At 53.8% G+C, this 24,456-nt stretch carries 21 protein-coding genes and 1 tRNA gene; 13 read left to right on the top strand and 9 right to left on the bottom strand.

Going from position 1 to position 24,456, the window contains the following annotated elements; genetic code table 11:
• The first annotated feature begins 19 nt into the window (after positions 1–19).
• The 4 genes from ACZ47H_RS06920 to ACZ47H_RS06905 are packed head-to-tail and all read left to right on the top strand — an operon-like array spanning position 20 to position 4,838.
• Complete coding sequence (locus ACZ47H_RS06920) at positions 20–574, top strand: GINS complex subunit Sld5 (RefSeq protein ID WP_464932960.1); 555 nt, start codon at positions 20–22, stop codon at positions 572–574.
• Between the two features lie 5 nt (positions 575–579).
• Positions 580–2,658 carry a minichromosome maintenance protein MCM gene (gene mcm, locus ACZ47H_RS06915; protein ID WP_464932959.1) on the top strand — a complete coding sequence of 693 codons (2,079 nt, stop codon included), beginning with the start codon at positions 580–582 and terminating at the stop codon, positions 2,656–2,658.
• Positions 2,659–2,680: 22 nt separating this feature from the next.
• On the top strand, positions 2,681–4,045 hold the full coding sequence (locus ACZ47H_RS06910; protein WP_464932958.1) for a DEAD/DEAH box helicase: 1,365 nt from the start codon (positions 2,681–2,683) through the stop codon (positions 4,043–4,045).
• 4 nt (positions 4,046–4,049) lie between these two features.
• Complete coding sequence (locus tag ACZ47H_RS06905) at positions 4,050–4,838, top strand: helix-hairpin-helix domain-containing protein (RefSeq protein ID WP_464932957.1); 789 nt, start codon at positions 4,050–4,052, stop codon at positions 4,836–4,838.
• On the opposite strand, the gene ACZ47H_RS06900 is transcribed toward ACZ47H_RS06905, so the two are convergent.
• The gene (locus ACZ47H_RS06900; RefSeq protein WP_464932956.1) at positions 4,835–5,932 is read right to left on the bottom strand and encodes a saccharopine dehydrogenase family protein; all 1,098 of its coding nucleotides are present in this window, start codon (positions 5,930–5,932) and stop codon (positions 4,835–4,837) included. The genes ACZ47H_RS06905 and ACZ47H_RS06900 overlap by 4 nt on opposite strands.
• A 257-nt stretch (positions 5,933–6,189) precedes the next feature.
• On the opposite strand from ACZ47H_RS06900, the gene ACZ47H_RS06895 reads away from it, so the two are divergent.
• Positions 6,190–6,268, top strand: a tRNA-Gly gene (locus tag ACZ47H_RS06895).
• Positions 6,269–6,325: 57 nt separating this feature from the next.
• Here the strand turns inward: ACZ47H_RS06895 and mpgS are convergent.
• Both mpgS and ACZ47H_RS06885 read right to left on the bottom strand, forming a co-directional pair.
• The gene (gene mpgS, locus ACZ47H_RS06890) at positions 6,326–7,498 is read right to left on the bottom strand and encodes a mannosyl-3-phosphoglycerate synthase (protein ID WP_464932955.1); all 1,173 of its coding nucleotides are present in this window, start codon (positions 7,496–7,498) and stop codon (positions 6,326–6,328) included.
• A 97-nt stretch (positions 7,499–7,595) separates the two neighbouring features.
• Complete coding sequence (locus ACZ47H_RS06885; protein WP_464932954.1) at positions 7,596–10,316, bottom strand: adenosylcobalamin-dependent ribonucleoside-diphosphate reductase; 2,721 nt, start codon at positions 10,314–10,316, stop codon at positions 7,596–7,598.
• Between the two features lie 332 nt (positions 10,317–10,648).
• Here ACZ47H_RS06885 and ACZ47H_RS06880 point away from each other — a divergent pair, with 332 nt between their 5' ends.
• Entirely contained in the window at positions 10,649–11,323 is a 675-nt protein-coding gene (locus tag ACZ47H_RS06880) for a TFIIB-type zinc ribbon-containing protein (protein ID WP_464932953.1), read from the top strand.
• Here the strand turns inward: ACZ47H_RS06880 and ACZ47H_RS06875 are convergent.
• On the bottom strand, positions 11,300–12,148 hold the full coding sequence (locus ACZ47H_RS06875; RefSeq protein ID WP_464932952.1) for a hypothetical protein: 849 nt from the start codon (positions 12,146–12,148) through the stop codon (positions 11,300–11,302). The two genes, ACZ47H_RS06880 and ACZ47H_RS06875, sit on opposite strands and share 24 nt — an antisense overlap.
• A 127-nt stretch (positions 12,149–12,275) precedes the next feature.
• On the opposite strand from ACZ47H_RS06875, the gene thsA reads away from it, so the two are divergent.
• The gene (gene thsA, locus ACZ47H_RS06870) at positions 12,276–13,943 is read left to right on the top strand and encodes a thermosome subunit alpha (protein WP_464932951.1); all 1,668 of its coding nucleotides are present in this window, start codon (positions 12,276–12,278) and stop codon (positions 13,941–13,943) included.
• A gap of 61 nt (positions 13,944–14,004) precedes the next feature.
• On the opposite strand, the gene ACZ47H_RS06865 is transcribed toward thsA, so the two are convergent.
• Positions 14,005–14,436 (bottom strand): EamA family transporter, encoded by a 432-nt coding sequence (locus ACZ47H_RS06865; RefSeq protein ID WP_464932950.1) that lies wholly within the window; start codon positions 14,434–14,436, stop codon positions 14,005–14,007.
• Between the two features lie 94 nt (positions 14,437–14,530).
• Between ACZ47H_RS06865 and ACZ47H_RS06860 the strand changes: the two genes are divergently transcribed.
• The 3 genes from ACZ47H_RS06860 to ACZ47H_RS06850 are packed head-to-tail and all read left to right on the top strand — an operon-like array spanning position 14,531 to position 17,957.
• On the top strand, positions 14,531–14,836 hold the full coding sequence (locus tag ACZ47H_RS06860; RefSeq protein ID WP_464932949.1) for a DNA-directed RNA polymerase subunit K: 306 nt from the start codon (positions 14,531–14,533) through the stop codon (positions 14,834–14,836).
• 52 nt (positions 14,837–14,888) lie between these two features.
• Positions 14,889–15,887, top strand: a complete 999-nt coding sequence (locus ACZ47H_RS06855; RefSeq protein WP_464932948.1) for a site-2 protease family protein — start codon at positions 14,889–14,891, stop codon at positions 15,885–15,887.
• 9 nt (positions 15,888–15,896) lie between these two features.
• Entirely contained in the window at positions 15,897–17,957 is a 2,061-nt protein-coding gene (locus ACZ47H_RS06850) for a DNA topoisomerase I (RefSeq protein WP_464932947.1), read from the top strand.
• Here the strand turns inward: ACZ47H_RS06850 and ACZ47H_RS06845 are convergent.
• Together ACZ47H_RS06845 and ACZ47H_RS06840 are read right to left on the bottom strand one after the other, a co-directional pair.
• Positions 17,934–18,401 carry a signal peptidase I gene (locus ACZ47H_RS06845; protein WP_464932946.1) on the bottom strand — a complete coding sequence of 156 codons (468 nt, stop codon included), beginning with the start codon at positions 18,399–18,401 and terminating at the stop codon, positions 17,934–17,936. The genes ACZ47H_RS06850 and ACZ47H_RS06845 overlap by 24 nt on opposite strands.
• Before the next feature lie 56 nt (positions 18,402–18,457).
• Entirely contained in the window at positions 18,458–18,829 is a 372-nt protein-coding gene (locus ACZ47H_RS06840; protein ID WP_464932945.1) for a hypothetical protein, read from the bottom strand.
• Between the two features lie 91 nt (positions 18,830–18,920).
• Between ACZ47H_RS06840 and ACZ47H_RS06835 the strand changes: the two genes are divergently transcribed.
• The 3 genes from ACZ47H_RS06835 (at position 18,921) to ACZ47H_RS06825 (ending at position 20,791) form a co-directional block, all read left to right on the top strand.
• Positions 18,921–19,598 carry a B3/B4 domain-containing protein gene (locus ACZ47H_RS06835; RefSeq protein ID WP_464932944.1) on the top strand — a complete coding sequence of 226 codons (678 nt, stop codon included), beginning with the start codon at positions 18,921–18,923 and terminating at the stop codon, positions 19,596–19,598.
• Between the two features lie 15 nt (positions 19,599–19,613).
• Entirely contained in the window at positions 19,614–20,456 is an 843-nt protein-coding gene (locus ACZ47H_RS06830) for an inositol monophosphatase family protein (protein ID WP_464932943.1), read from the top strand.
• A gap of 110 nt (positions 20,457–20,566) precedes the next feature.
• Complete coding sequence (locus ACZ47H_RS06825; protein WP_464933969.1) at positions 20,567–20,791, top strand: Lrp/AsnC ligand binding domain-containing protein; 225 nt, start codon at positions 20,567–20,569, stop codon at positions 20,789–20,791.
• Here the strand turns inward: ACZ47H_RS06825 and ACZ47H_RS06820 are convergent.
• Positions 20,753–21,859: a pelota family protein gene (locus ACZ47H_RS06820; protein WP_464932942.1), complete on the bottom strand. Its 1,107-nt coding sequence runs from the start codon at positions 21,857–21,859 to the stop codon at positions 20,753–20,755. The two genes, ACZ47H_RS06825 and ACZ47H_RS06820, sit on opposite strands and share 39 nt — an antisense overlap.
• 58 nt (positions 21,860–21,917) lie before the next feature.
• Positions 21,918–24,383, bottom strand: a complete 2,466-nt coding sequence (locus tag ACZ47H_RS06815) for a valine--tRNA ligase (RefSeq protein ID WP_464932941.1) — start codon at positions 24,381–24,383, stop codon at positions 21,918–21,920.
• Positions 24,384–24,456: the final 73 nt, after the last annotated feature.

The raw sequence follows: 24,456 nt of genomic DNA, 5'->3' as shown, positions 1-24,456 counted from the left end.
CCCACTGGGAGGGAGGAGATTGAAGCTGAAGGAGAGGCTGGAGCTGATTAGACTCGACTACGAGACGCGGAGTGTCAGGGTAGTGTTCCTAAAAAACTACAATAGACTGCCGACCCCTGGTGGAGTACTAAACGTGAGGAAGGGGGACGAACTAGACCTTCCCAGGTGGCAGGCCCGTATACTTGAGGATGAGGGGATAGTTGAGGTTAAAGATAAACGCCTGGATATAGACCAGATCAACACCTACCACTACCGTGAAAAGAGGAGGCCGGCGGCGAACCAGATCACCCCCCTACCACCAAACTTCTATATGAAGGCCCGGGAACTGGTACAGGAGCTTAACAGCCTCATACAGGAGAGGCCCACCCACATGTTGCTAAAGGATAGGGAGATCGTTGAGAAGAACCTAGTAGAGCTCGCAGAGACCAGGCTCCTAAAAATAATTAGGCTCGCCCTAACCTCCGGCGAGGAGTTCAGGGAGAAGATGACCCCTGAGGAGAACCTTGTATACTCCAGCGTAAATGAGACTGCCCGCGTGTGGAGAGACTACGTACAGGATATATTCAGGGGGTGACAATTATGACTGAGGCCCTCGGCTCAGAAGAGGCTCCCATGGAGTACGGGGAGCTGTTCAAAGACTTCATAAAGAACTTCAGGGACGAGCAGGGAACCTTCAAGTACATGAGACGCCTGAGGAGAATGATCAACTTCGACCTCCAAAGCCTGGCCATAGACTTCTCAAACCTATACAGGTACAACACTGAGCTAGCTGAGGCCCTAATAGACAACCCCACCGAGATTCTCAGAGAGGCTAATGAGGCGATAAGGGAGCTAGTGAGCCTCGAGGACCCCGAATATGCTAAGAGGAAGAAAAAGTTCATCGCGAGGATCTACGGGTTATTCGAGACAGTTAAGATTAGAGACATCAAGAGCGACTACATAGGGAAACTTGTACAGGTGGAAGGGATAGTTACAAGGATGCATCCTATTAGAAGCAGGATGGTGAAGGCCTGGTTCCGCCACGAGAAGTGTGGCGCCGAGTTCGAATGGCCCCCGGGCGACGAGGTCATAGGGGATCGCATAGAGAAGCCCTCCATCTGCCCAGTCTGTGGAGAGGGCGGGGGAAAGTTCATACTCCTCAAGGAGAAGTCCAAGTACATTGACTGGCAGAAGATCACTCTCCAGGAAAAGCCCGAAGACGTTCCCGGAGGACAGATGCCTAGAAGCATAGAGGTCCACCTAACCCATGACCTGGTAGACTCCGCCAGGCCAGGCGATAGGATCACCATCGTAGGCATCCCCAGGCTAGAGCAGACCTCATCGGTCAGCCCCCTCTACGAGGTCTACCTTGAAGCCAACAGCATGAGGGTATCAGAGAAGGCGCTTGAAGAGATAACTATCACGAGGGAGGACGAGGAGAAGATCAAGGAGCTAGCCAGGGACCCCTGGATAAGGGAGAGGATAATCGCAAGCATCTCCCCAAGCATCTACGGCCACTGGGACCTTAAGGAAGCCATAGCCCTATCCCTCTTCGGGGGCGTACCCAAAGTAATGCCTGACGGCACCAGGATAAGAGGTGATATACACGTCCTCTTCGTAGGAGACCCTGGAGTCGCTAAGAGCCAGCTGCTACAATCAGCGGCAAGGATAGCGCCTAGAGCAGTATACACGAGCGGCAAGGGCTCAACTGCAGCCGGACTCACAGCCGCTGTTGTGAGAGACAACAAGACCGGGGAATTCTACCTTGAAGCAGGAGCCCTAGTTCTTGCCGATGGCGGAGTAGCAGTCATAGACGAGATCGATAAGATGAGGGCCGAGGACAGGGTCGCGATACACGAGGCGATGGAGCAACAGGTCATAAGCATATCAAAGGCAGGAATCGTTGCAAGGCTCAATGCAAGGGCCAGCATACTCGCAGCTGGGAACCCGAAGTTCGGAATATACCTTGAGAACAAGACGTTCACCGAGAACGTAAACCTGCCTCCAACGATCATATCCAGGTTCGACCTCATATTCGTGGTTAAGGATAAGCCAAGCCTTGATAAGGACCGGAGGCTAGCCAGGTATATTCTAGAGGCGCACAGCAATGTTGAAAAGTTCAAAATGGAGATCGACCCAACCCTCCTGAAAAAATACATCATATACGCTAGGAGGTATGTGAAGCCAAGGCTCAGCCCGAACGCTAAGAAGCTCATAGAAGAATTCTTCGTCTACATGAGGAACATGGCTGTTGCAACCGACAAGGAGACCCCACCAATACCGATAACAGCAAGGCAGCTCGAAGCAATAATCAGGCTAGCCGAAGCACATGCTAAAATGGCGTTGAAGGACGAGGTTACTATGGAGGATGCCGCCGAAGCGATCAGGCTCACAATGTCGTTCCTAACCAGTGTTGGAATGACGGAGACAGGAGAGATCGATGCAGGCATAATAATGACCGGTAAGAGCAGATCCCAGATCCGCCTCTACACTATAATCCTCGACACGATCAAGAGGCTCGGCTCAGACAAGGACTGCGTGGACCAACACACTATCATCAAGGAGGTGGCTAAGGCCACTAGCATAAGCGAGGAGAAGATATCCGAGACACTCACAAAGCTACACCGGGAAGGATACGTGTTTATGCCCAAAGGCGGCTGCTACCAAGTTGTAGAGTAGCAGTGAAGGTGTCTGCCAAGGGATGAGGAAGATAACCAGAACCCTACTCGAGGAGTTCGGCATAAAAGAGCTCTACCCACCGCAGAAGGCAGCCCTAGACGCCGGGGTAGAGCGCGGAGAAAACCTCGTCGTCGCAACACCGACAGCCAGCGGTAAAACCCTCATAGGACTCATAGGAATAGTTAACTCGCTCTACGATAATCCAGGAGGGATAGCAGTATACACCGCTCCCCTCCGGAGCATTGCTTACGAGAAAAAGAAAGCGTTCGACAGGCTCGAGAGTCTCGGGTTTAAAACCAGGCTAGAGGTAGGGAACCTCTCACTAGGCCCGAGGAATGCGGACATACTCATAACCACCTATGAGAAGCTAGACACCCTCCTCCGGGTCAACCCGGAAATCTCCGCTTCGATAAGAGTCGCCGTAGTAGACGAGCTCCACTATCTCTCGGACGAGAAGAGGGGACCGGTTCTAGAGACTCTTGTAACCAGGCTCCTATACCATGGAGAGCCCCCTCAATTGATCGGCCTCTCAGCGACGATGCCAAACATTGACGAGCTTGCAGCCTGGTTGGGTGCTAAACCCATCTCTATGAACTGGAGGCCCGTCCCCCTGAGGGAGAGCGTCTACAAGAATGGAAGACTACACTATCCTGAAGGCTCCGTTGAGGATGTTGACGTCGTGGCTCCATTATCCTACGTTAACGTACTGAACCATTTCGTCCGGGAGGGAGCGCAAGCCATAGTCTTCTCCCAGTCCAGGCGGAGAGTAGCTAGCCTGGCCGAGAAAACTGCTAAGATAATGAGGGAGAGGCTAGCTTTCGACGAGAAGAGGGCCAAGGAGATAGCCGGTGAGATCCTAAAATCAGAGGGGTCTCGGCAGCTCCGGGAGAAGCTGGCTGGCTTGATTACTAGAGGTGTAGCCTTCCACCATGCGGGTCTCTCTAACACCCAGAGGCGGCTGGTGGAGGAGGGTTTCAGGGAGGGAGCAATTGCAGTGATCCATGCAACCCCTACACTTGCCGCGGGCGTAAACCTCCCTGCTAGACTCGTTATAGTGGAGGAATACTACAGGTATGAAGCAGGGTTTAGGAGGCCTATAGGGGTATACGAGTACAAGCAGCTCGCTGGTAGAGCCGGGAGACCTGGATATGATAGAGTGGGAGACTCGGTAATAGTCGCCTCGAGAACCGATGATGTCGAGGACCTCATAGACCACTATATCAGGGGGGAACTCGAGCGTGTTGAGAGCAAGCTCTCAAACCTGAAGAGCCTGAGACACGTTATACTCGGGGTAACAGACTCTGGCCTCGTATCTACTCGGAAGGAAGTCCTAGGCTTCCTCTCAAGAATCATTCTACGGCTACACTCGCGGGGTATCGGGGATTAGGAGTGTGGTGGAGAAGTCTATCGGCAATCTGATTGAATGGGGGCTTGTAGAGGAGGAGGATGGACGCCTAGCCGTCACCCCGCTCGGCCATGTTGTCTCGATAAGATACCTTGACCCGATGAATATACCCAACATACTCGGCATCATTGAGAAGGCTAAGAGCTACCATGACACCATCCTACTCTACCTCGTAGCCTCATCCCCCGACATGACTAAGCTGCCGGTGGCGAGGCGGGAGGAGGAATACCTCATGGATAGGACTATTGAGGAGGATCCCGAGCTAGTAGATATAATCGACTGGTTCGGCCCCGAGGAGATCCGTAGCCTCAAGATCCTATACCTCCTCAAAGACTGGATAAACGAGGTTAGAGACGACGAGCTCTCATCCCGCTTCAACATAGGCCCCGGAGACGTATCCTACATAGTTGAGACCGGGGAATGGATAGCGTCCTCGCTGTCAGAAGTAGCCCCACTACTGGGAATGCCTGCTGAAACAGCTCAGAGGCTGAGGATTCTCTCAAAGAGGATAAAGTATGGAGTGAGAGAGGAGCTCCTCCAGCTAACAGTTATCCCTGGAATAGGCAGGGTTAGGGCTAGGAGACTCTTCGATTCCGGCTATAGGACACTGCAAGATCTTGCAACGGCTGATCCAAGGGAGTTGGCGAGGGTCCCTGGAATAGGCCCCTCTACCGTTAGAGCGATCCTCGAGTTCTTCGGGAGGGCTGGAGAGGCCGAACGGTATGCTTTAATGGAGGATGCAGAGAGGAGGGGGCTCGACGCTTTCATGGATTAACCTTCAAGGACTTGGATACCCCTAGAGGCGAGCTTCTCTCCAATAATCATAGATAATCTGCTATCGGCACCTATCTGCTCGGGAACAACTAAGCCCAGATCCAGCAGGCCCTCGTACACGAGTTCAGCGACGCTCGCCTGGAAGGATCCCGTCGCCTTCGCCATCGCAGACCAGTTCTCATCCGCCTCAACCACCGTGCTGTATCTGAGGATCCCATCACCAGCGTCCAGCTCGACGATTAAAACCACGATATCCCTAACTCCCCGAAGCCTATGGCTAAGTATAGCGGCTAGACACGACCTCGGGGTTATAGGACATCCTTCAACCGAGATCCTGCGGGAGTCTAGGAAGCCAATCCTGGCGAGGCTCTTCATAGCCTCCAGGTGGCCTGGCCACCTCAGCGTATATTCTGCCATGAAGTCCATGTCGGAGTATGTTTTGAGGAGAGTCCTCAACCCATCTGTGGGGAAGTACTCCATAACCCCGAACCGAGGCACTCTTATATGGCCGGGCTCATACTCGAGTGGGTTAACACTCTTAACCCGACCGCCCTCTATATACCTGGCGGGCCTCAAATACTCATCCACCAAGTCCTCCATGCTCCAAGCCGCCGCGAGTCCCAGAGGAACCCTGGGGTCGCTGGAGACACCGCCAACGAAGATCCTCGCCTTCCTTGCACGAGTCCTTCGAACCCCAGCGCCTACTAGGAAGTTCGATAAACCGGGGGCTATGCCGGCGTCGACTACTACCGTTACCCCATTCCGCCTAGCTACTTCCTCTAGAGGCCACGGATCCTCTGGGAAGAAGGATACATCTACCACATTATAGCCCTCCCGGGCAATTCTCTCAACTATACCATAGCCTATGCTTCCAGGAAGCGCTGTTACGACTGCGTCAACGTCGCCCAGCCTCTTTGCAAGGTTCTTAACCGCCGATGCGTCACCAACCTCTGCTTCAAAACCCATTCTACGAGCCTTCTCGACAGCATCGTAGCTTTTATCTAGCCCAACAACCTCGTGCCCCCTGCTTGAAAGGTCCCAGAGAACCCTCAAGCCCACGTTCCCGACGCCAACTACTATGAACCTTCCACCCATACCCTGCGACCCCGCCGGGTGAGGGACCCTCAACGGGGATAAGGTGTTCCGGCTCACCACATCCCACGCTTCGGGAGACTCTCTTTCTCCCCATCCCCCGCCGAGGGTCCCTCGTAAAGCCAGTATTACCCTACCACTCCCTAAATTACTGGTGGCTCGGGCATAATTACCTTTAGACGGATTAACAGTTATATCATTATGATGTATTGATAGGAAGCGTTAAAGCCTAGACCCTCAATAATTTGATTTTGCGGAGAGCGGCCGTCGTCTAGCCTGGACTAGGACGCCGGCCTCCCAAGCCGGCGATCCCGGGTTCAAATCCCGGCGGCCGCACCATACCTACCCCGTCTTGCTCTGATCGTTCCCTTAACTGGATGCTATGGCTGTGATGCTTTAGAAAACCTTCATCATATAGATGTTGTTGCTTAGTGCGACCGCCTCGGTGAAGACCTTTTCAGGGTTCACCCCTGAGGGGTCATAGGTTACGGGCTTGGGGGGATCGTCTTCCCACTCGTACTCCTTCAATATCTTGGTTATTCTTGTCTTCACCCTCTCGTCAGCGAGCCTTGAATAATATATTGTGCCGAGGCTTGTTGCAGTCATCTCTACTATGTGCTCGTCTCCCCTCTCCGCGTGTATGTGGGGGTTCCTGGATTCTATCTGGTATATGGAGATGCCCTCTGGAAGCATGTTGCACTCGTTGCTGGAGAGGCCCAGGTAGCACTTCTCTAGGATGTCAACGATCTGGTATGGCTCTACAGCGAAGCCTCCCGCCCAGTTCATTTTCATGGCTAGTTCTATTGACATCGCGTGCTCCCCACTGTTCGCCGTCTGTATAATGTCGGTCTCAACCTTCTTCTGGAGCGTGAGCACATAGTTCATGACAGAGTTGGTTGTCCTGGAAACCCTACCTCTCCTCCTCAAATATACATCGCTCGCCGCCAGCTTGCCCTTGAAAGGCCACTTTATCCTAACCATGCTATAGGGAGTTGTAGAGAGGGAGAAGCCCGAATAGTATATCCAGGCATACTCGTGTGCTGCGCCGGGAACGTAGTTGTCGCTGTCAATGAAGCCCACATATTTCATTCCAAGCGCGGCTGCAACGAGCACACCCAGCAACATTCCCTCTCCCTTACCCTTCTTAATCGTGCCAGTCTCCGGGTCGATCATCGATTCGAGGCTTGTGCCTGCCAGGACCTCGCCCCAGACTGGGTCGTGCTGATGTAGGAGTATCACTGTCCTCCTAGTTGCGGTGTGTATGGATCGGGCTAGTTCTATCTCATACTTGTACCTATCCGCGGGCTTCCTGGATGAGGCGGATACCAATATGACCGGGCTTAGGTGGGGTATAGCTGAGATCACCCCCTGGAGTGTTAGGAGGTCCTCATTCTTCACTGGGACCACTATCGCTGTCTGGACGGCAATGTTCTCCATAGTAGTGCAGTCTAGAGTATATGAGCCCCTGTGCCCCCTGTAACCATTGGCGTCTAGCTCTAGGACCTTTATCACATCGTATATTCTAACTGCGCCGTATGTTTCGAATCTGTGAGGATGCTCGATGAGCATCTAAACCGCCCCCAGAATCGATAGTAGACGTTAAAGCTTTAAGTAAATGCGCGACAACGCAGACAACATTATAGATTAAAAACAATTTAAGAAAGAGTTATATGTCGCAGGTCGGGCAGCCGCCTGCGTAATCCTCATCTGCCACAACTACATCAACTAGCTCAGAGACCTTACCCCTACCTAGCCTCAGCCTCTTCCTCCCAGCAGTCCTCCTAGTCTCCCTCCTAGGGCTCTCCGCAGACACCCCGACCTCGGCTGGAGACTCCTGAGGCTCCACACCAGCTGGTTCAATGATCATAGTTGGCTCATCATCTCTCGAAGGCTCAACCTCGATTACCTTCTGCTGCGGCTCCTCCCTGTGCTCGCGCTTCTCTCTACCACTCTTCTTGTCCTCTTCCTTCTCCTTCTTCACGCCAAAGTAAATGACCTGCTGGCTCTTACTCCTATCCCTATAAACCGTGGTCCCCTTTATGCCGAGCTTCCAAGCCAGGATATAGATCCTTCTAACAGTATCCACCGGCTCATCATGTCTCAGGTTGATAGTCTTACTTGTTCCCGCATCAACCCATGCCTGCCACACTGCCTGGTGTAAGAGGTGCCATTCTGGGTCAATATCATGTGCTGTCCTATACAGCCTCCGGAGGCTCCTCGGGATCCACTTTAACCCCTGCACGCTACCGGTCTTGGCTATCTCCTCTATAACCTCTGGCTCATCCATCTCCCTCTTAGCCAGCTCCTCTAGGAAGAGGGGATCTACCTCGAAGAACTCTCCAACAGAGACTCTCCTGAGGAACGCTAGAGCGAAGAGCGGCTCTATACTAGCGCTCGCTCCCGCAATTATGCTAATCGAGCCAGTAGGTGCTATGCTTAGTAGTGCAGCGTTCCTCATACCATACCTTCTAGCCCTCTGCCTCACCAATTCCCAATCAGTTCTTGGCCTTGTCGAGAGTATCCGCTTGAGGTTCTCGCTCGGCGGTCTAACGAATTCGCTCCTCCCAGTCTCCTTCGCTACTACACTGAGATAGTCTTCAACATTCTTGTATGGGAGGGTTTCATCGAGCCACCTGTACTTCTCAGGGTCCCATGCGGGGAAGGGTCCCTTCTCCCTCGAGATCTCAGTGCTCTCCATATAGGCGTTCCACGCTATCCACTCTGCAACGCTCCAAGCGAGCCTCACAGCGTCTGGGTCGTCGTAGGGGATACCCAGCTTGATCAGCATGCGGGCCCAGCCCATAACGCCTAAGCCGACCTTCCTCGTCTTCCTGGTAGCCTCCTTTATCTGGGGGAGTGGCGGGCTGTTCGCGTCTATCACGTTATCCAGGAACCTGACGGCGATTCTCACATCCCTTCCCAGAGCCTCCCAGTCTATAGTGGGCCCTTCACCGGTCTCGACCACGTATTTTTCAAGGTTGATGCTGCCGAGGTTGCAGGACTCCCAGGGAAGAAGAGGCTCCTCTCCACATGGGTTGGTTGCATTTATCTTGCCAATATACCATGTGGGGTGCCTCCTGTTTATCATGTCTATGTTGAGGAAGCCAGGGTCACCGCTGTCCCATGCTCCCTTGACTATGTCCTCGAACAGCTTCCTAGCATCAATCCACTTGACGATAGCTCCTTCACTCTCAGCTATAACCAGAGCCTCATCCACAGTGACTATTACAGACTCGTTGAGGGGGACACTACCACCCCGCTCCTCGATCTCTTCTAGTATAACCTCCTGCACCCACTCCTCCTCCATATAGTGCCTAGCCCTCACTATAGCATAGTATCGTGAATCGTAGCCCTCACCCTTCCGGAGGTCTGTGAGCCTCGGGTTTATCAGGGGCCACTGCCCTCCTTCCTCGACTCTCTTCATATACAAGTCGTAGAAGCCGACGCTTATGTTGAAGTTCTGTAGGTTTACATCCTTCAGCTCGCCCGTCTTCGCCCTTATGAACTTCTCTATATCAGGGTGCCATACATGCATAACACCCATGTTGGCGCCTCTCCTCTTACCACCCTGCTTGATGACGTCAGTGGCGGTGTCGAACAGCTTCATGAAGCTGAGGGGGCCGCTGGCGAGGCCTCCACTGCTAGTAACCACATCATTCTCCGGCCTCAGCTCCGAGAAGTCGTATCCTGTGCCCCCACCGTGCTGGTGTATGAGGGCCTGGGCTCTCACAGCGTCCATTATGCCCTCTCCATCCGGTGTGCTCATCGAATCCCTCACGGGGACTACGAAGCAGGCTGAGAGTATTCCCAGCCTGGTCCCCGCATTCATTAGGGTTGGACTGTTGGGTATGAACCTCAGGTTACTCAATAGATCGTAGAACTTCTCCTCTTGCTCCCTAGCCTCCTCCAGGCTCTTACCGTATTCCAGCTCGATCTTCGCTATGTTATGAGCCACCCTCCTGAACAACATCTGCGGGGTCTCACGGAACCTCCAAGTGCTAGTATCCTTCAATAGATACCTAGCCTCTAGAACCTTTAACGCGTTGAACGTCAGTAACAGGTCTCTAGGGTTGAAGTCCTTCCATCCTCCTTTACCATAGACATCATTATAGATCTTAGCCAACTCGAACCTCTTCGCCGCCTCAAACCATCTAGGATTAGATATCCCCCTTACAACCATGAGCCTCGCAATCCTATCTGCGATCACAGCGGTGTATAGAGTCTCCTCTCTCTCAAGCTCCTCTAGCAGCTCTTCTAGAAGGCTGTCAACATCCTTCTCCGAGAGACCAGCCGGCAGAGTAGCCTTCAGTATGCTATTTCTGAGCTTCTCTAGGTCGAACTCTTCGAGCCTCCCATCCCTCTTAACAACCTTTCTTCCTATCACCATTGCAATTCACCATCACCTATACCCTCAATGCCATCATATTGTAGCGTCCTTGATGGGACCAGTGCCTCATTGAATGGATCTCACCCCAGGTATGTAGATGGTTGCTATCATGAATTGCGCGCCTCTCAATCGATAGCATCTATGGGGCGGTATTACCAGATAATTCTCAAAACCACTCTATCATTCTTCTATATACGGGCTGGACCCCGTGTTAGGGTATTATTGGACTAGCGAGTGGGTGATCGGAGTCGGCTAGAAGGAAGAGTGGTAGGGAGGCTGCGAAGAAGAAGACCCGCAAGAGGAGGAAGTGGACTCTCGACATGGATGAGGTGTTGAAGCAGGTTATCCCGGAAGTGGTTTCGCGGCTCTCCCTAGACTACCTCGGCTTAACTGAAAAGGAGCTACGGGATGTAATCGAGCCTATAGTGTCCGGCATTGTAGAGTCCAGGAAGACTAAGCCCTCCATAGAGAGCCTCGTTAAGAGGATAGTCAATGGAAAGCAGATGCTCTATAAGGCCCTCGCCGCGAAGCTCCTCGAGCGTGATAGGCTAGAGCCACACCAGGTTGAGTTTATAGTATCGAATGCACCAGACATTGCGGGAAGGGCTGCCCCGAAGCTATACAAGGATATCGCTGAGCAGGGTCTAGACTACTTGCTCGACACCCTAAGGTACCTCTGGCAGAGGTATGGCAGGCCTACCCGTATCAGGTGCCCCTACTGCGGCTTCTATTCTGTCACGCCCGACTTGACATGCATGGTGTGTGGAAGGGTTGTTGAGGAGAAGGACCTGAAGGAGTCTATCGGTTTCCGCCGCCTCCTAGAGTCTGCTAGTAAAGTCATGGATAGGAGCCTCTTGGAGGAGATTGCTAGGGCGGGATTCGTAGTGTATGATGGCGAGATACACCCTCCAAGCCTGCGCCAGAGGATCCCGGAGGGGGTAGTATTATATCTCTCGAGGGAGGAGAGGGAGCTTTTGAAGCGGCTAGCTAGAGAGAAAGAGTTGTGAGGCCCCCGTTTCCTCGCAGTACCTGCAGATGGAGCCTTCCCTTGTAAAGCCCCCGCAGACTATACACCTCTCCATTCCACGGAGCCTCTCAGCTATCCTCATTATCGTCTTGTGGCTGCTGAACTCTAGCTCCGGCCTCCTTCCCATTATTGAGAGCAGCGGAGTCTTCGCTGGTATGTATAGGTTGCAGAGGGGGCTGGAGTGGAGGCCTCGCAGGTAAGCATATGCAGTGAGTGCCTCAGCCTCGATATAGTAGGCTGAAGCTAATACTGGCGGCCTGGCCCAGTCCAGGATGGGGAGTGATTCGCTTAGAGCCTCGATCCTCCCCGATAAGAGGGACTCCACCCCTATTAGGTTCATGCACGTCCTCGAAACAGGGAATGCGACTGCGTCGGCACCCCACTTCCTAGCATAGTGTAGGCTCCAGGCTCTCTCGAAGCGGATGCACGCCACAGCATCGCTAGTGGATGGGAGGGGAGTGTTGGCTTCAATAACCTCTACCTTCACATTTTTCCCTGCATACTCTATTCCTCTAGATACCTCTTCCCTCCCCCTCAGCTGTGATGGGAGGAGGACTCCCAGGGTTGCGTCGAACTTCTTCTCAACCCGTGAGAGGAGGGCTAGTATCGCTAGGGAATGGGCTGGCGCGCTGGGCCTTATCGGGACCAGTATCTTCGGCCTAGGCTCTAGTAGGTGTGATTCTCCTATTGCCCTCTTAACGGTTCTCGCTAGGATTTTTTCCAGGCAGGGGAGGCATAGCTTGTGGCCACTATAGGTTCTGAGGTAGACTGCGTCCCTCCTCCGGCAAACGTCGCATTTATGCAATCTATTCCTGCACCCTCACGTAGTTCTGCGTTTGCGTTGTCTTTTATCCACAAGCCTGCGAAACGCTTATATAGAAGTGATAACCCCTTGGAAACTCGGAGTCGAATTAGGGAAAAGGTGACATGAGATGGCAGCAGGAGTACCCGTGCTGATATTGAAGGAGGGAACCCAGAGGACTTACGGTCGCGAGGCTATAAGGGCTAACATCCTGGCGGCTAAGGTCCTAGCCGAGATACTTAAGACCAGCCTAGGCCCCCGCGGCCTAGACAAGATGCTCGTAGACGCTTTCGGAGACATAGTAGTCACCAACGACGGTGCAACCATCGTCAAGGAGATGGAGGTACAGCACCCTGCAGCAAAGCTCCTAGTAGAGGTTGCTAAGGCTCAGGACGCTGAAGTAGGTGACGGTACCACTACTGTGGTTGTACTAGCAGGGACCCTCCTAGAGAAGGCTGAGAAGCTCCTAGACGAGAACATACACCCCACCACCATAATAGAGGGTTACACTAAGGCCCTCGAGAAGGCCCTAGAGTACCTCTCCGAGATCGCAGTCCCCGTGAACGTTGAGGACGACAACGTGCTTAGGAAGATCATCGACACCACCATATCAAGCAAGTTCGTAGGCCACGGCCCCGAGAAGGAGAAGATCATCGAACTAGTCCTCAACACCATAAGGATAATTGCCGAGAAGAAGGGAGAGGGCTACGAGGTAGACCTCGACAACGTGAAGATCGAGAAGAAGAAGGGCGGTAGCCTCCTAGACAGCAGGCTCGTAAAGGGTGTTGTGATTGACAAGGAGGTTGTCCACCCCGACATGCCTAGGCTGGTCAGGGACGCTAAGATCGCAGTACTAGACGCGCCACTAGAGGTCCAGAAGCCCGACCTCTCCACTAAGATAAGGGTGACCGACATAGACCAGCTAGAGCGGTTCCTAGAGGAGGAGACCAAGCTGATCAAGGAGATGGTCGAGAAGATTGCTGCTACTGGGGCTAATGTGGTTATTACTCAGAAGGGTATTGATGAGGTTGCCCAGCACTTCCTAGCTAAGAAGGGTATAATGGCCGTGAGGAGGGTGAAGAGGAGCGACATCGAGAAGATAGCCAAGGCTACGGGGGCAAAGATCGTCACCAGCCTAAGAGACCTCAAGCCAGAGGACCTAGGATACGCTGAGCTAGTAGAAGAGAGGAGAGTAGGAGAAGACAAGATGATCTTCATCGAAGGAGCAAAGAACCCCAAGAGCGTAACAATACTCCTACGCGGCGCGAACGACATGCTACTAGACGAGGCCGAGAGGAACGTAATGGACGCGCTCCACTCTCTAAGGAACATAATGAAGGAGCCCAAGATCGTGGGCGGCGGTGGAGCCGTTGAGGTCGAGATCGCCGAGAAGCTGAAGGACTACGCTAAGACCCTAGGCGGTAAGGAGCAGATGGCTGTCGAAGCATACTCTGAGGCTCTAGAGGTGATCCCAATAGTCCTCGCCGAGAGCGCCGGTATGGATGCCCTAGACACTCTGCTGAAGCTGAGGAGCCTTCACGCTAAGGGCTACAAGTTCGCCGGAGTCAACGTGGTTGAGGGCAAGATAGAGGAGGACATAACCAAGATCAACGTCTACGAGCCTATACTAGTGAAGAAGCAGGCGATCAAGAGCGCCAGCGAGGCCGCGATAAGCCTGCTGAAGATCGACGACGTGATCTCAGCCGCTCCGCCAAAGAAGGAGGAGAAGGAGAAGGGCGAAGAAGGAGAAGAGGAGGAAGAGGGCGGCTCCAAGTTCGGAGGCAACTTCAACTTCTAAAGCTAACCGCCCCTTAATTCCTTCAATTTTATTTATAAAACAAGCATAGGTATCTATTATTCTATTTCACCGATAAGAGTAGGACGGAGATAAGCGCGAGCACCACTCCTAGAGCCTGCCTCGCAGTCAGAGACTCGTGGAGTACAAGGACTCCTAGCAGTACAGTTAATGCGGGAGAGAGCTGGGTTAGAGGTATGACTACTGAAACCTTACCACCAGCCTCCAGGGCTTTGATAACAAATATGTAGCCTATAGTCCCGCTAAAGCCCGCCGCCAGTGCTATCAGGCCCTGTTTCCCGGGTATGAAGAGGCTCAGTCCACCCTCCTTAACCAGGATGAGGAGTACCATTATTACGATGGCGGAGTTAGTGGTTACATACACCTCCTGCCAGGACCTCCCCTCCTGCGCCTCCTTAAGCAAAACCCCCCATATCCCCCAGAGTATGAAGGCTCCCACCGCCGGGAGGACCCATTTAGGTATAGAGTCGAGCAAGACCCTCCACCTCCTCCAGGGAGGCGGTAGGGGCTGGGGCGATAGATTTATCACTAGAGGCCATGAACGTCCGTGTATAGTTGGGGGCTAGGCTATGGAAGAATACCATAACGTGTACCCTGTAATCGACGAGAGGGTTAGGATAGGGCCTCCATACCTGACCCGGTACGAGAGGGCCAGGATAATTGGAGTGAGAGCGTTCCAGATCACCATGGGGGTCCCTCCCCTAGTGAGCCCCGAGGTAGTGGGCTCCAAGGACCCCGTAGATATTGCAAGGTATGAGGTGGATCATGGTATACTCCCGGTATCGGTATTCAGGTATCATACCAGCGGCTATGGCCAGGCGATTCCCCTCAAAGTCCTGCTGGATCTCGGGATGAAGCTTGGAGTCCGCTACTAGGCCTGGAGCCCCCGGCTCCTCGTGCCGTTTTATTATAGAACGGTACATTGTAGTGGAGAATACCGGTGGAGACGATGGAGTCGAGACGTACCTCGTCTTGGACTCGAAGACTACGAGCCTAACCAAGGCACTCGAAGACCTCTACCGGGATCTTGTTAGAGCAGGCTGCTATATGCGTGTCTCAAGGACAAAGATAGGGGTTATCCTCCAAGTTATGAGGGCCGGGGAGGAGAAGAGGAGGATAGCTCTAGCTTCACTCCTAGCAGTATTAACACTAATAACCGTCTACATCTCGGGGCTCTCGTTCCCACAGGAGAGGCATGGATTAGCCTGGAGCCCCGTAGGATACCTTCTAGGCCTCCTCGTACCCTTAATTATTCATGAATCCGGCCACTACTTCGCCATGAAAAAGTACATGGTGCCTAGGAGCCTCCCCTACCTCCTTCCAGCTCCACCCCTCCAAATGGGCTTCATAGGTACATTTGGCGCAGTGATTAATATGAGGTGGCTCCCTCCCAGGAACAGGCACCTCGCAGTAATAGGGATCGCGGGGCCCATAGCAGGGTTTCTCGCAGCCCTGCCAGTCGCCTACTATGGCATGATGAATTCCGTGATCGAGCCGGCGACGGGGCTGGCGAGCCTTCCAATAGCCCCTCTAATAATGCTCCTCCTACCCCTCCCTAAGACTCCGGGTCCTGGAGAAGTGGTTGTACTAAGCCCAATGGCCTTCTCAGCATATATAGTCTTCTTCGTGACATTCCTCAACCTCGTACCAGTCGCTATGCTGGACGGTGGCCACGTGGTTAGGAGCCTCTTGGGAGAGAAGGGTCATGTAATAGTCTCCCAGCTAACCCTTACAGCACTCCTAATTGGATCGCTCTTCTACCCCGGACTACTCCTATTCACCATCATAGTCCTAGCCCTCCACCTTCTCTCGAAGGGCCAGCACCCGGGATCAGCGATAAGCGATGAAGAGATAGATGGGGTCTCAGCCGCTGTAGGACTGGTTTACGCTATCCTCCTAATACTTACACTGCCTGTTCCTGCATGAGGGACCCCGATGAGGCGGAATACTCCAACCAGCGGGTGCAGCCCAGGCTACGGTTACACAGTCATAATTGCTGAGAAGCCCAAGGCCGCTGAGAAGATAGCGTGGGCCCTAGGAAGGCCAGTGAAGTGTAGGATGTACAATATACCCTACTGGATACTGTACAGGAATGGCGAGAAGATAGTTGTGGCCTCTTCGGCGGGCCACCTCTTCGGACTCTACACGAATAAGAGGGGGTTCCCGGTATACGATTATGAATGGAGGCCTTCCTGGGAGTATGATAAGGGCGCCTCCTACCTCAAGAAGTTCTACCTAGTACTATCCCGGCTCCTCCCACACGCCTCTAAGTACATCAACGCGTGCGACTACGATATCGAGGGGAGCGTTATAGGCTACATGATAATAGAGAACCTAGGGAACCCTAAGAGAGCATACAGGATGGTATTCTCGAGCCTAGGACCAAGCGAGCTGAGGCAGTCCTACGAGAACCTCCGGCCCCTAGACGTTGAGATGGTTGAAGCGGGGAAGACTAGGCACGAGATGGACTGGCTATGGGGCATAAACGTCTCCAGGGCGCTAATGGATGCCGTGAGGAAGATAACGGGGAGGAGAATAATACTCAGTGCGGGCAGGGTGCAGAGCCCCACACTAGTAGAGGCGGTGAGGAGGTGGAGGGAGGCTAAGCTAGCAGTCCCCCTCCCCACCTTCACAATAACCCTAACCCTCGAAAAAGACGGGGCCCAGTTCCAAGCATACCCTAACGGATGGTCCCCCTCTACAAGGATGGAGGCAGCCCGCATAGCAAGAGAGCTGAGGGACAACCCCCACGTGAGAGTTGAAAGAGTAATGCGTGCAGCCTCCACTGTAAGGCCGCCACCAGCATTCAACCTGGGAGACCTACAGTCGGAGGCCGCGAGACTCTACGGGTTCTCGCCTATGAAGACGCAGAAGCTGGCTGAAGACCTCTACCTAGACGCCCTCATAAGCTATCCGAGGACCAACAGCCAGAAGCTTCCTCCAACGATAAACTACACTAAGATCATAGGGTCCCTCTCCAGGAACCCCTACTACTCGGACCTCGTAAGAGCGCTCCAAGCTGAGACCGGCGGCGTCTACAAGCCCGTCCAGGGGAGAAAGGATGACCCAGCCCACCCGGCGATCTATCCAACCGGCGTTAAGCCCCGGAGCCTTGACAGGGACCATGCTAGAATCTATGATCTCATAGTTAGGAGGTTCCTCGCAGCCTTCTCCAAGCCAGCGGTAGTCGAGAGGATAGAGGCATACCTGGTGGACTGGAAGGATAGGAGCTACACTGCTAAGGGTGTACGAGTATCCTACGAGGGATGGTGGCGCTACTACCACTATCTAAGGCCCAAGGAGATCTCCCTCCCAAGCCTCCGAGACGGGGAAAGAGTAATGGTTGTGAAGGCCGGCTACCAGACCAGGTGGGTTTCAAAGAGGCCACAGCTCTCTAAGACGAGCCTCCTCAAATGGATGGAGACCCAGCGCATTGGTACCGAGGCCACCAGGGCCAGGATCATAGAGGTACTCTATAAGAGGGGATACCTGGTCTCGAAGGGGGGAAAGACTGTAGTCACTGATCTAGGCATGTATGTTTCAGACGTCATAGGGGAGCTGTTCCCAGACCTAGCCAGGGTCGAGCTGACTAGGAAGTTCGAGGAATACGTAGACGCCATCCGGTTCGGTAAGACCAGCCACGACAAGGTCATAGAAGAGACCATCAAGCAACTAGATTACCTCATTAGAAAGTACAAGGAGAGGCTTGAGCAAGTGGGAAGCAAGCTCGCCATAGCGCTAGGCGTGATAGCGCCCAAGGCCAAATGCGTGATATGCGGGAGGGAGGCGGTGGTCAATGAGCCATTCACCATGTGCAGCTATCACCTGGAAGCTTACAGGAGGCTGCGTCAAGCAATACCAGTAGTAGCCGAGAAGATGGGCGTCAGTGAAGAGGATGCATTGAAGCTTATTGCATCGAGGAAGGGTGAAGCAGGGCAGTGGGTTGTAGAGGTGGCTAAGCTCCTATCCACCCTACCCTCTAAGGATAAGGGTTAACCCTCCTAGATACGGGATCTTGAAGGGCACTCCTCCCGGAGCGGCCACTACCCCAATTATAGCCTCATAAGGGATGCCTCTCGAGCCCCCATTTCTGTAGGGGCACGGGGGTAAGCCTGGATCCGCTATAGGATTATTATCGCCCTTCACAATATAGCAGGTGGTCCCCGCAGCCTCATAGATCTCTATAACCCGGTGTATAATGTACTTGCCCCCCAGGGTCTTGTAGACTACTATATCCCCCACCCTTATCTCATCAGGAGATTTCTTCTCCAAGAAGACAACGTCCCCCGTATGGAAGAGGGGCTCCATACTCCTACCCTCAACTATAGCCATACTCCTCACGCCGGAAACAACTATCAAGGCTATTACTACTGCGAGAACTACTCCGGCGGCAACCCACTTGTAGACCGCACCCTTAGACGTTCCACCGCCGCCATTCAATCTAATTACCCATCATAAGTGATGGACAATGTGGATTTAACTCGTAACGGTCGAATTCACGTCACCACTATAGGCGCCCTAGTAGCCACGTCGAGGAATATAGCCTCTCTAAACCCGGCCTCCTCCAGCCTCCTCCTAGCATCCCTAAGGATCTTATCCCAGAGCCGGTCATTTAGAAACCTGCAGAAGCTGCAACCGGGATTAGACCCGCTGTAGTCGAGATACACTATTATCCGAGCCCCATCGAACCCGACCCTTATCCTAGCAACAACCCCGCTCGACACGATGTCGACATCGTAGCCTGGAACCACTACTCTGGAGAGGGCCTCTATAGCGTCATTAATCCTCTTTTCTAGGAATGGACTGTAAACACTGACCCTACCCCCTCCTTCCTCCCGCCTCCGCTTAAACCAGCCTAATAATCCCACCAGTATGACACCATAGTATCCCTATCCGGCGAGGCCTATTAGTATATTTGTATTAGGTGAATGGATAACTCTGCTCCCAGGGCTGGAAGGGATGCTCGTAGAGATAGATGAGCCGCTAAGGAGGCACGGGTTCAGGATAGGATACCTTACAGTGGAGGGAGTGGAGGTACGACCCTCTTCACTGGAACTTGAAGCTGAGATCTCAAGGATCATAGACTCGTTTAGGAGGAGATATGATAGCCTCGACATGCTACGCGAAGACCCCGTGATACAGGCCTATAGGAGGTCAATGTGGAGGCTCGGCATAGACCCCACAAAGGTTAGACCCAGCAGTGAAGCGCTAGCCCGAAGAGTGCTGCGAGGCAAGCCTTTTCCAAGGATAAATAACGTGGTAGATGCTGGGAACGCATCGAGCCTACTACACCTCGTCCCTATAGGCCTCTACGACCTGGACAGGGTCAAAACACCCTTAACTCTAACACGTTGTAGTGGAGAGTGCACCTTCGAGCCAATAGGAGGCGAGTCGAGGAAGCTAATGCCAGGGACCCCGGTGCTCCTGGACTCTCTGGGGGTAGTAGTCCACGTTTACCCCCACAGGGACTCGAGAAGGACGGCCATAAATCCAGGCACTAAGAGAGTGCTAGCTTTATCAGCCGGAGTCCCCGGGGTCCCCGAGGAGGAGCTGGCCCGGGCCCTAGAGGACTTCGTGAGGCTTCTACAAATAGACGGTCTAAGGATAAGATACACGAGCATAGAGCTGGTTGAGTAGCGGGGAGGGTCGAGTTTGGAATACGATCCGGAGGATTTGAGGAGGCTAGCAGTAAAGATTGCAGGGGAGGCCGCTGGGCTCCTCCGCGACATAGCCTGCACAGGTACAGCGACGAGGAGGATAAAGGGTGAAACATTCGCCGCTGACGTAAAGAGTGAATCCTACATACTAGACGCGCTAAGACATGAGGGTGTAAGAGCTAGAGTGGTAACGGAGGAGTCCGGAGTAGTCGACATGGGGGATGACCTAATAGCGCTAGTTGATCCCTTGGATGGGAGCAGGAATTATACTAACTGCATCCCCTGGAGCTCCGTGTCGATAGCATTCGCCCCTAAAGGGGCAAGAGATATCAGCGAGGTTATAGCCGGGGCGGTGGCACCCATATTCTACGGGGACCCCGTATCATTCTCGGACAATGCATGCTACATTGGAGGGTCGAGGGTTGAGCCTCCGGGGGAGAGCGAGAGGTTCATATACGTCTACGTCGAGCACCCCGAGGCTGCGAGGCTCTTATCCGACGCTATAGTAATCATGGGGAGAGGCTTCAAGGTCCGCAGCCTCGGCAGCGCAGCCCTAGAGGTAACATGGGTAGGCATCGGGAGAGGGAGAGCCTTCCTCGACTTGAGGCCGAAGATCCGCAACATAGACATAGCAGCTGGGCTTGGGGTGGTTAGGGTGATGGGTGGAACCTATCTAGGCCCCGGCGGGGAGAGGCCTAGGATAGGTGTTGATGGGATCGAACGGATTGGGACAATAGCCGTCTTCTCCAGGGACGTGCCCAGAGAGGTTATCGAGGAATTGAGTAGGGGACCGCTCAGCAGCGCCGGCCAGGGCTCACCGCCCGCCTCAACGGGCTAGCCGTGGAGTAGATTCCGCCCTTCCATCACAGCGGCCGAGGTAATCCTTATTTTAAAGGGGGATTATAGTTTGTACTCTTAGAGCCGGTAGGTGTAGGGGTATTGAAGATCGTGGCGTATGTGCTTATACGAACCGAGATAGGCGGCGAGTATGATGTCGCAGTGTATGCGAGGTCCCTGAAGCCCGCTGTTACTGAGGCCCTCGTAACCTATGGTAGCTATGATGTAGTTGTTAGGTTGGAGGTTAATGATATGGCTGAGCTCGACGAGGTAGTAACTAAGCTGAGGAAGCACCAGCTAGTCAGGGGAACCACCACCCTCGTCGCCAGCACCTAGCCTGCGAGCCTCATGAGGCACCGGGAAGCGGAGGAGAGCTACGAGGCCCCCCATCATCCATACTCTTTCACCAACAGGAGTATCCCGGGGGACTATCACAACCCTCCCTCCTCTCTTCTCTACCTCCTCGAGGATCCTGGAGACCCTCTCCCTCAGGTCGTCATCGAGCGCATAAATCATCTCATCGACAACCACAAGCCTCTCCACAGCCCCCATACGTGCAACCGCGTAGGCCTCGTCGACCCCGATAGCAATCCTCTCGCCTCCGCGGGCAGCTTCCTTCATGACATCCGCAAGGATCTCCTCCACCTCTGCGATAGTGTATTCTCGAAGGACCGACCAGATTGATGGCCTCCTTAGGGCCTCCTCCACCCCTGCACGACCGCCCATAGATGCATCGTCCACGATCAGCTTGAGGCCGGGAGCCATGGATTTAACCTTCTCGGCAACCATCCGCTTAAGGAAGCCGGGCCCAACAATTATCGCTAGGGGAGCCTTATAGTCTGAGGCCGCCCTCACAATCATACCCGCAATCTTCTCCACGAGCCTACCAACCTCCTGCTCCCTCGAGGGATCATCCTTGCCCGGCAGGCTGGTAGAGGAGTCTACAAGGAATTTGACGCCGTGATGGGACATAACGGCTACCGCGTACTCATCATAGTCTACTGCAGCGATAACCGTTCTACCCCTAGGCCCCGCCTGCTTAAGCTTCTCAATAACCCTCTCCGGCCAGCCACCGCTCCTCTCCACAAGGATCTCCTTGCCGGGAACAACTAGGATAGACTGGTGCCTCCCCTTAACACCATACTCCTCGGGACCCTCAACTATAACCCCGAAGATCCTCAGCTTTCCAGTGAAGGGCTGGAACTCAACGTTCTTCACCTGGAGCTTGACCACGATAGCCCTCTTCTCCTTCTCCCCCCTCCCACCCTTAGCTACATCCCTGTATGTTTTCCCTACAACATAGTCTCCGGGGCGTAGGATAGTCTTCAACACCCATAGGTCCTCCTCAGACTCGGGCCTCACCCTAATCCTTTCAAGCCTCTTATCGACAACCTCAACCTTCAAACCATGCACCCTTCCAGGCTAGATGAGGGTAGAGGGGGAATGAGGATTTAGTAAGAATCTATGCGGCGCGCTCTACTCCAGTCTCTAAAATATAGAATCCGTCCCCTACCGGCTTAGCTCCCGCCGGGGGCTCGCTATCGTACACCTCGACCTTGACCTTATGCATAGCTATGATATCGGGGAGCACGCTCTCCAGCTCCTTCGGAGCATACACAACTGCATCCTCTATAGGCTGGGAGAGCTTCAGTCCCCGCTCCCTCTTATAGCCCCATATAGCCTTGTTCAACTCTATAACCCTACGAGCTATCCCGGCGAGCCTCTCCCTCTCCTCTCCATGATAGACGGGCTCAGGGTACCTCTGCAAGTGAACGCTTGAACCATAGAGTTTTCGGAACGCGTAGTCGGTTACGAACGGCATTATCGGGGAGAGCGCTATCAGTGTGCGCCGAAGCATTATGTGGAGGGCCGCCCAGGCGCTCTCCTGCTCCTCCCGGGTATAGGCTGAGTCCCTGTTGTAGGCCCTGTTCTTGGCTAGCTCGACGTAGTGTGAGGCGTAGATGTCCCATGCGAACTCGTACAGCTTCGAAATGGGCTCATACACGTTTAGCCCATTATAGGCCTCATCCACCTCTTCGAGGTAGGAGTCTTGTAGGGCTATGAAGGCCCTGTCGAGCGGCTGGAGAGTGTACTCTTCCGGCTCCGGGAATGCGGAGACGAACCTGGCTAGATTCCAGAGCTTGGTGACGAAATTCCTCCCCGTCTTAATCTTGTTCTCGTCGAACCGGTAGTCGTATCCCAGCTTCGAGGCAATCGCCGACCAGAACCTGAACGCGTCGGCCCCATACTCTTCGATCACCGGGTCCGGGTCTATCACGTTGCCCAGGGACTTGTGCATCGGCCTCCCCTTAGGGTCGAGGCCCATACCAGTTATCCTAACCCACCTGAAAGCCCTCCTACCAGTCAACTGGTATACTCTGAGGAGGCTGTAGTAGAGCCACGTCCTAATGATATCCTGGCCCTGAGGCCTCAACGCGTTCTTTATCGCCTTCTCGAAGAACCTCTTATCCCTCATCCACTGGGTCACGTAGAGCACGCTTATGCTCGAGTCGAACCAGGTGTCGAATACCCTCTTCTCTCCCTCAAGGTATTCTTTAGGAGCGCCGCACTCGGGGCATTTATCCCAAGGAGGCTCCATCCTCCATGGCTGGTAATACTCTCCCGCCTCAGGTACCAGCTTAGCGCCACACCTCCTGCAAGTCCACAGGGGGATCTCTGTACCGTAGTACCTGTCCCTAGATATAGGCCAGTCCATCGAGATGCTGTCAATCCAGTCGTAGAGCTTCCTCCTATGCATCTCCGGCCGGAAATCTATCTCGGAGGCTATCCGCTTGATATCCTCCTTGAACTCTAACTGTTTGAGGAAGTACTCCCTCCTATAGATTATCTGGAGGGGTGTTTTACACCTCCAGCAGATTGGAATCTTGTGCACGATCCTCTCTTTCTTTACGAGCAGGCCCTCCTTCTCTAGCAGCTCCACTATCTTCCTCCTAGCCTCCTCCACCGGTAGCCCTGCGATGGGGCCTGCCTCGGGCCTCATGGTGCCGTCCGGGTTGATGAGCCACTTCGGCTTGAGGCCGAGTTCATTGAAGAGTCTAACATCGTCCTCGTCTCCGAAGCTGCATATCATCATGAGGCCGGTGCCATAGTTTGGATCTACAGCCGGGTGCTCTAGTATCTCGACCTCATGGCCGTATATGGGGGCTACTGCCTTCTTCCCCTTCAACCCCCTATAGCGCTCATCATCCGGATTATATGCCAGCGCCGCGCAGCCAGCCAGTAGCTCCGGCCTAGTAGTCGCCACCACGAGGTCTCTGCCATCATCTTTGAGCTTATAGACTATGTAGTAGAGGTAGCCCTCCTCCTCCCTATACTCGACCTCCGCCTCCGCTAGAGTAGTCCTACACCTGGGGCACCATCTCACAGGCCTGTGGTCCTCGTATATGAGGCCCCTTTTGAACAATTCAATGAAGGTGGCCTGAGTCATAACCCTATACTTGGGGCTGTCGGTCCCGTCACGCCAGTAGTCGAAGGAGCAGCCCATCCTCCTCCATACATTCACGATCTCCGCCTCAGCCTTATCAAGGAACTCCCTGCAGAGGCTGAGGAACTTCTCCCTCCCCTCGGGGGTCTTAGCCATCTCGTGGGCATAGATCCCATATGTTTTCTCAACCTGTACTTCGACTGGCAGCCCATTACGGTCGGCGTAGAATGGCACGACTACATTGTACCCTTTCAGCCTGAAGTACCTAGCGATCATATCGATCTGGGCATAGTGAGCGGCCCCCGCAACATGCCATTTCCCACTGGCGTAGGGAGGAGGAGTATCGATAGCTATTACAGGCCTAGGGTCCTCGGGGTCTAGGGAGGGCTTATAGAGCCCCTCCTCCTCCCAGGTTTTAATGAGTTCTTTCTCATAGTCGATAGACCATCTCTTCTCCTTTATCCTAGGCTTATACCCTGGCATGAACTCCACCCTATAATGTCGATTACCGCCCAGCACTGGCCGAGACAAAGACTTTGAAGCCGCCCCCTTATTA

This window comes from Thermodiscus maritimus (assembly GCF_055382595.1).
Note: the sequence above shows the minus strand (reverse complement) of the source record. Positions and strands in the feature narration are given on the sequence as shown.

Coding starts and splice junctions, on each gene's coding strand:
- mpgS (WP_464932955.1), bottom strand. CDS start 7,498: ATGCTCATCGAGCATCCTCACAGATTCGAAACATACGGCGCAGTTAGA.
- mcm (WP_464932959.1), top strand. CDS start 580: ATGACTGAGGCCCTCGGCTCAGAAGAGGCTCCCATGGAGTACGGGGAG.
- ACZ47H_RS06900 (WP_464932956.1), bottom strand. CDS start 5,932: ATGGGTGGAAGGTTCATAGTAGTTGGCGTCGGGAACGTGGGCTTGAGG.
- ACZ47H_RS06860 (WP_464932949.1), top strand. CDS start 14,531: ATGGAAGAATACCATAACGTGTACCCTGTAATCGACGAGAGGGTTAGG.
- ACZ47H_RS06835 (WP_464932944.1), top strand. CDS start 18,921: ATGCTCGTAGAGATAGATGAGCCGCTAAGGAGGCACGGGTTCAGGATA.
- ACZ47H_RS06910 (WP_464932958.1), top strand. CDS start 2,681: ATGAGGAAGATAACCAGAACCCTACTCGAGGAGTTCGGCATAAAAGAG.
- thsA (WP_464932951.1), top strand. CDS start 12,276: ATGGCAGCAGGAGTACCCGTGCTGATATTGAAGGAGGGAACCCAGAGG.
- ACZ47H_RS06815 (WP_464932941.1), bottom strand. CDS start 24,383: ATGCCAGGGTATAAGCCTAGGATAAAGGAGAAGAGATGGTCTATCGAC.
- ACZ47H_RS06885 (WP_464932954.1), bottom strand. CDS start 10,316: ATGGTGATAGGAAGAAAGGTTGTTAAGAGGGATGGGAGGCTCGAAGAG.
- ACZ47H_RS06850 (WP_464932947.1), top strand. CDS start 15,897: ATGAGGCGGAATACTCCAACCAGCGGGTGCAGCCCAGGCTACGGTTAC.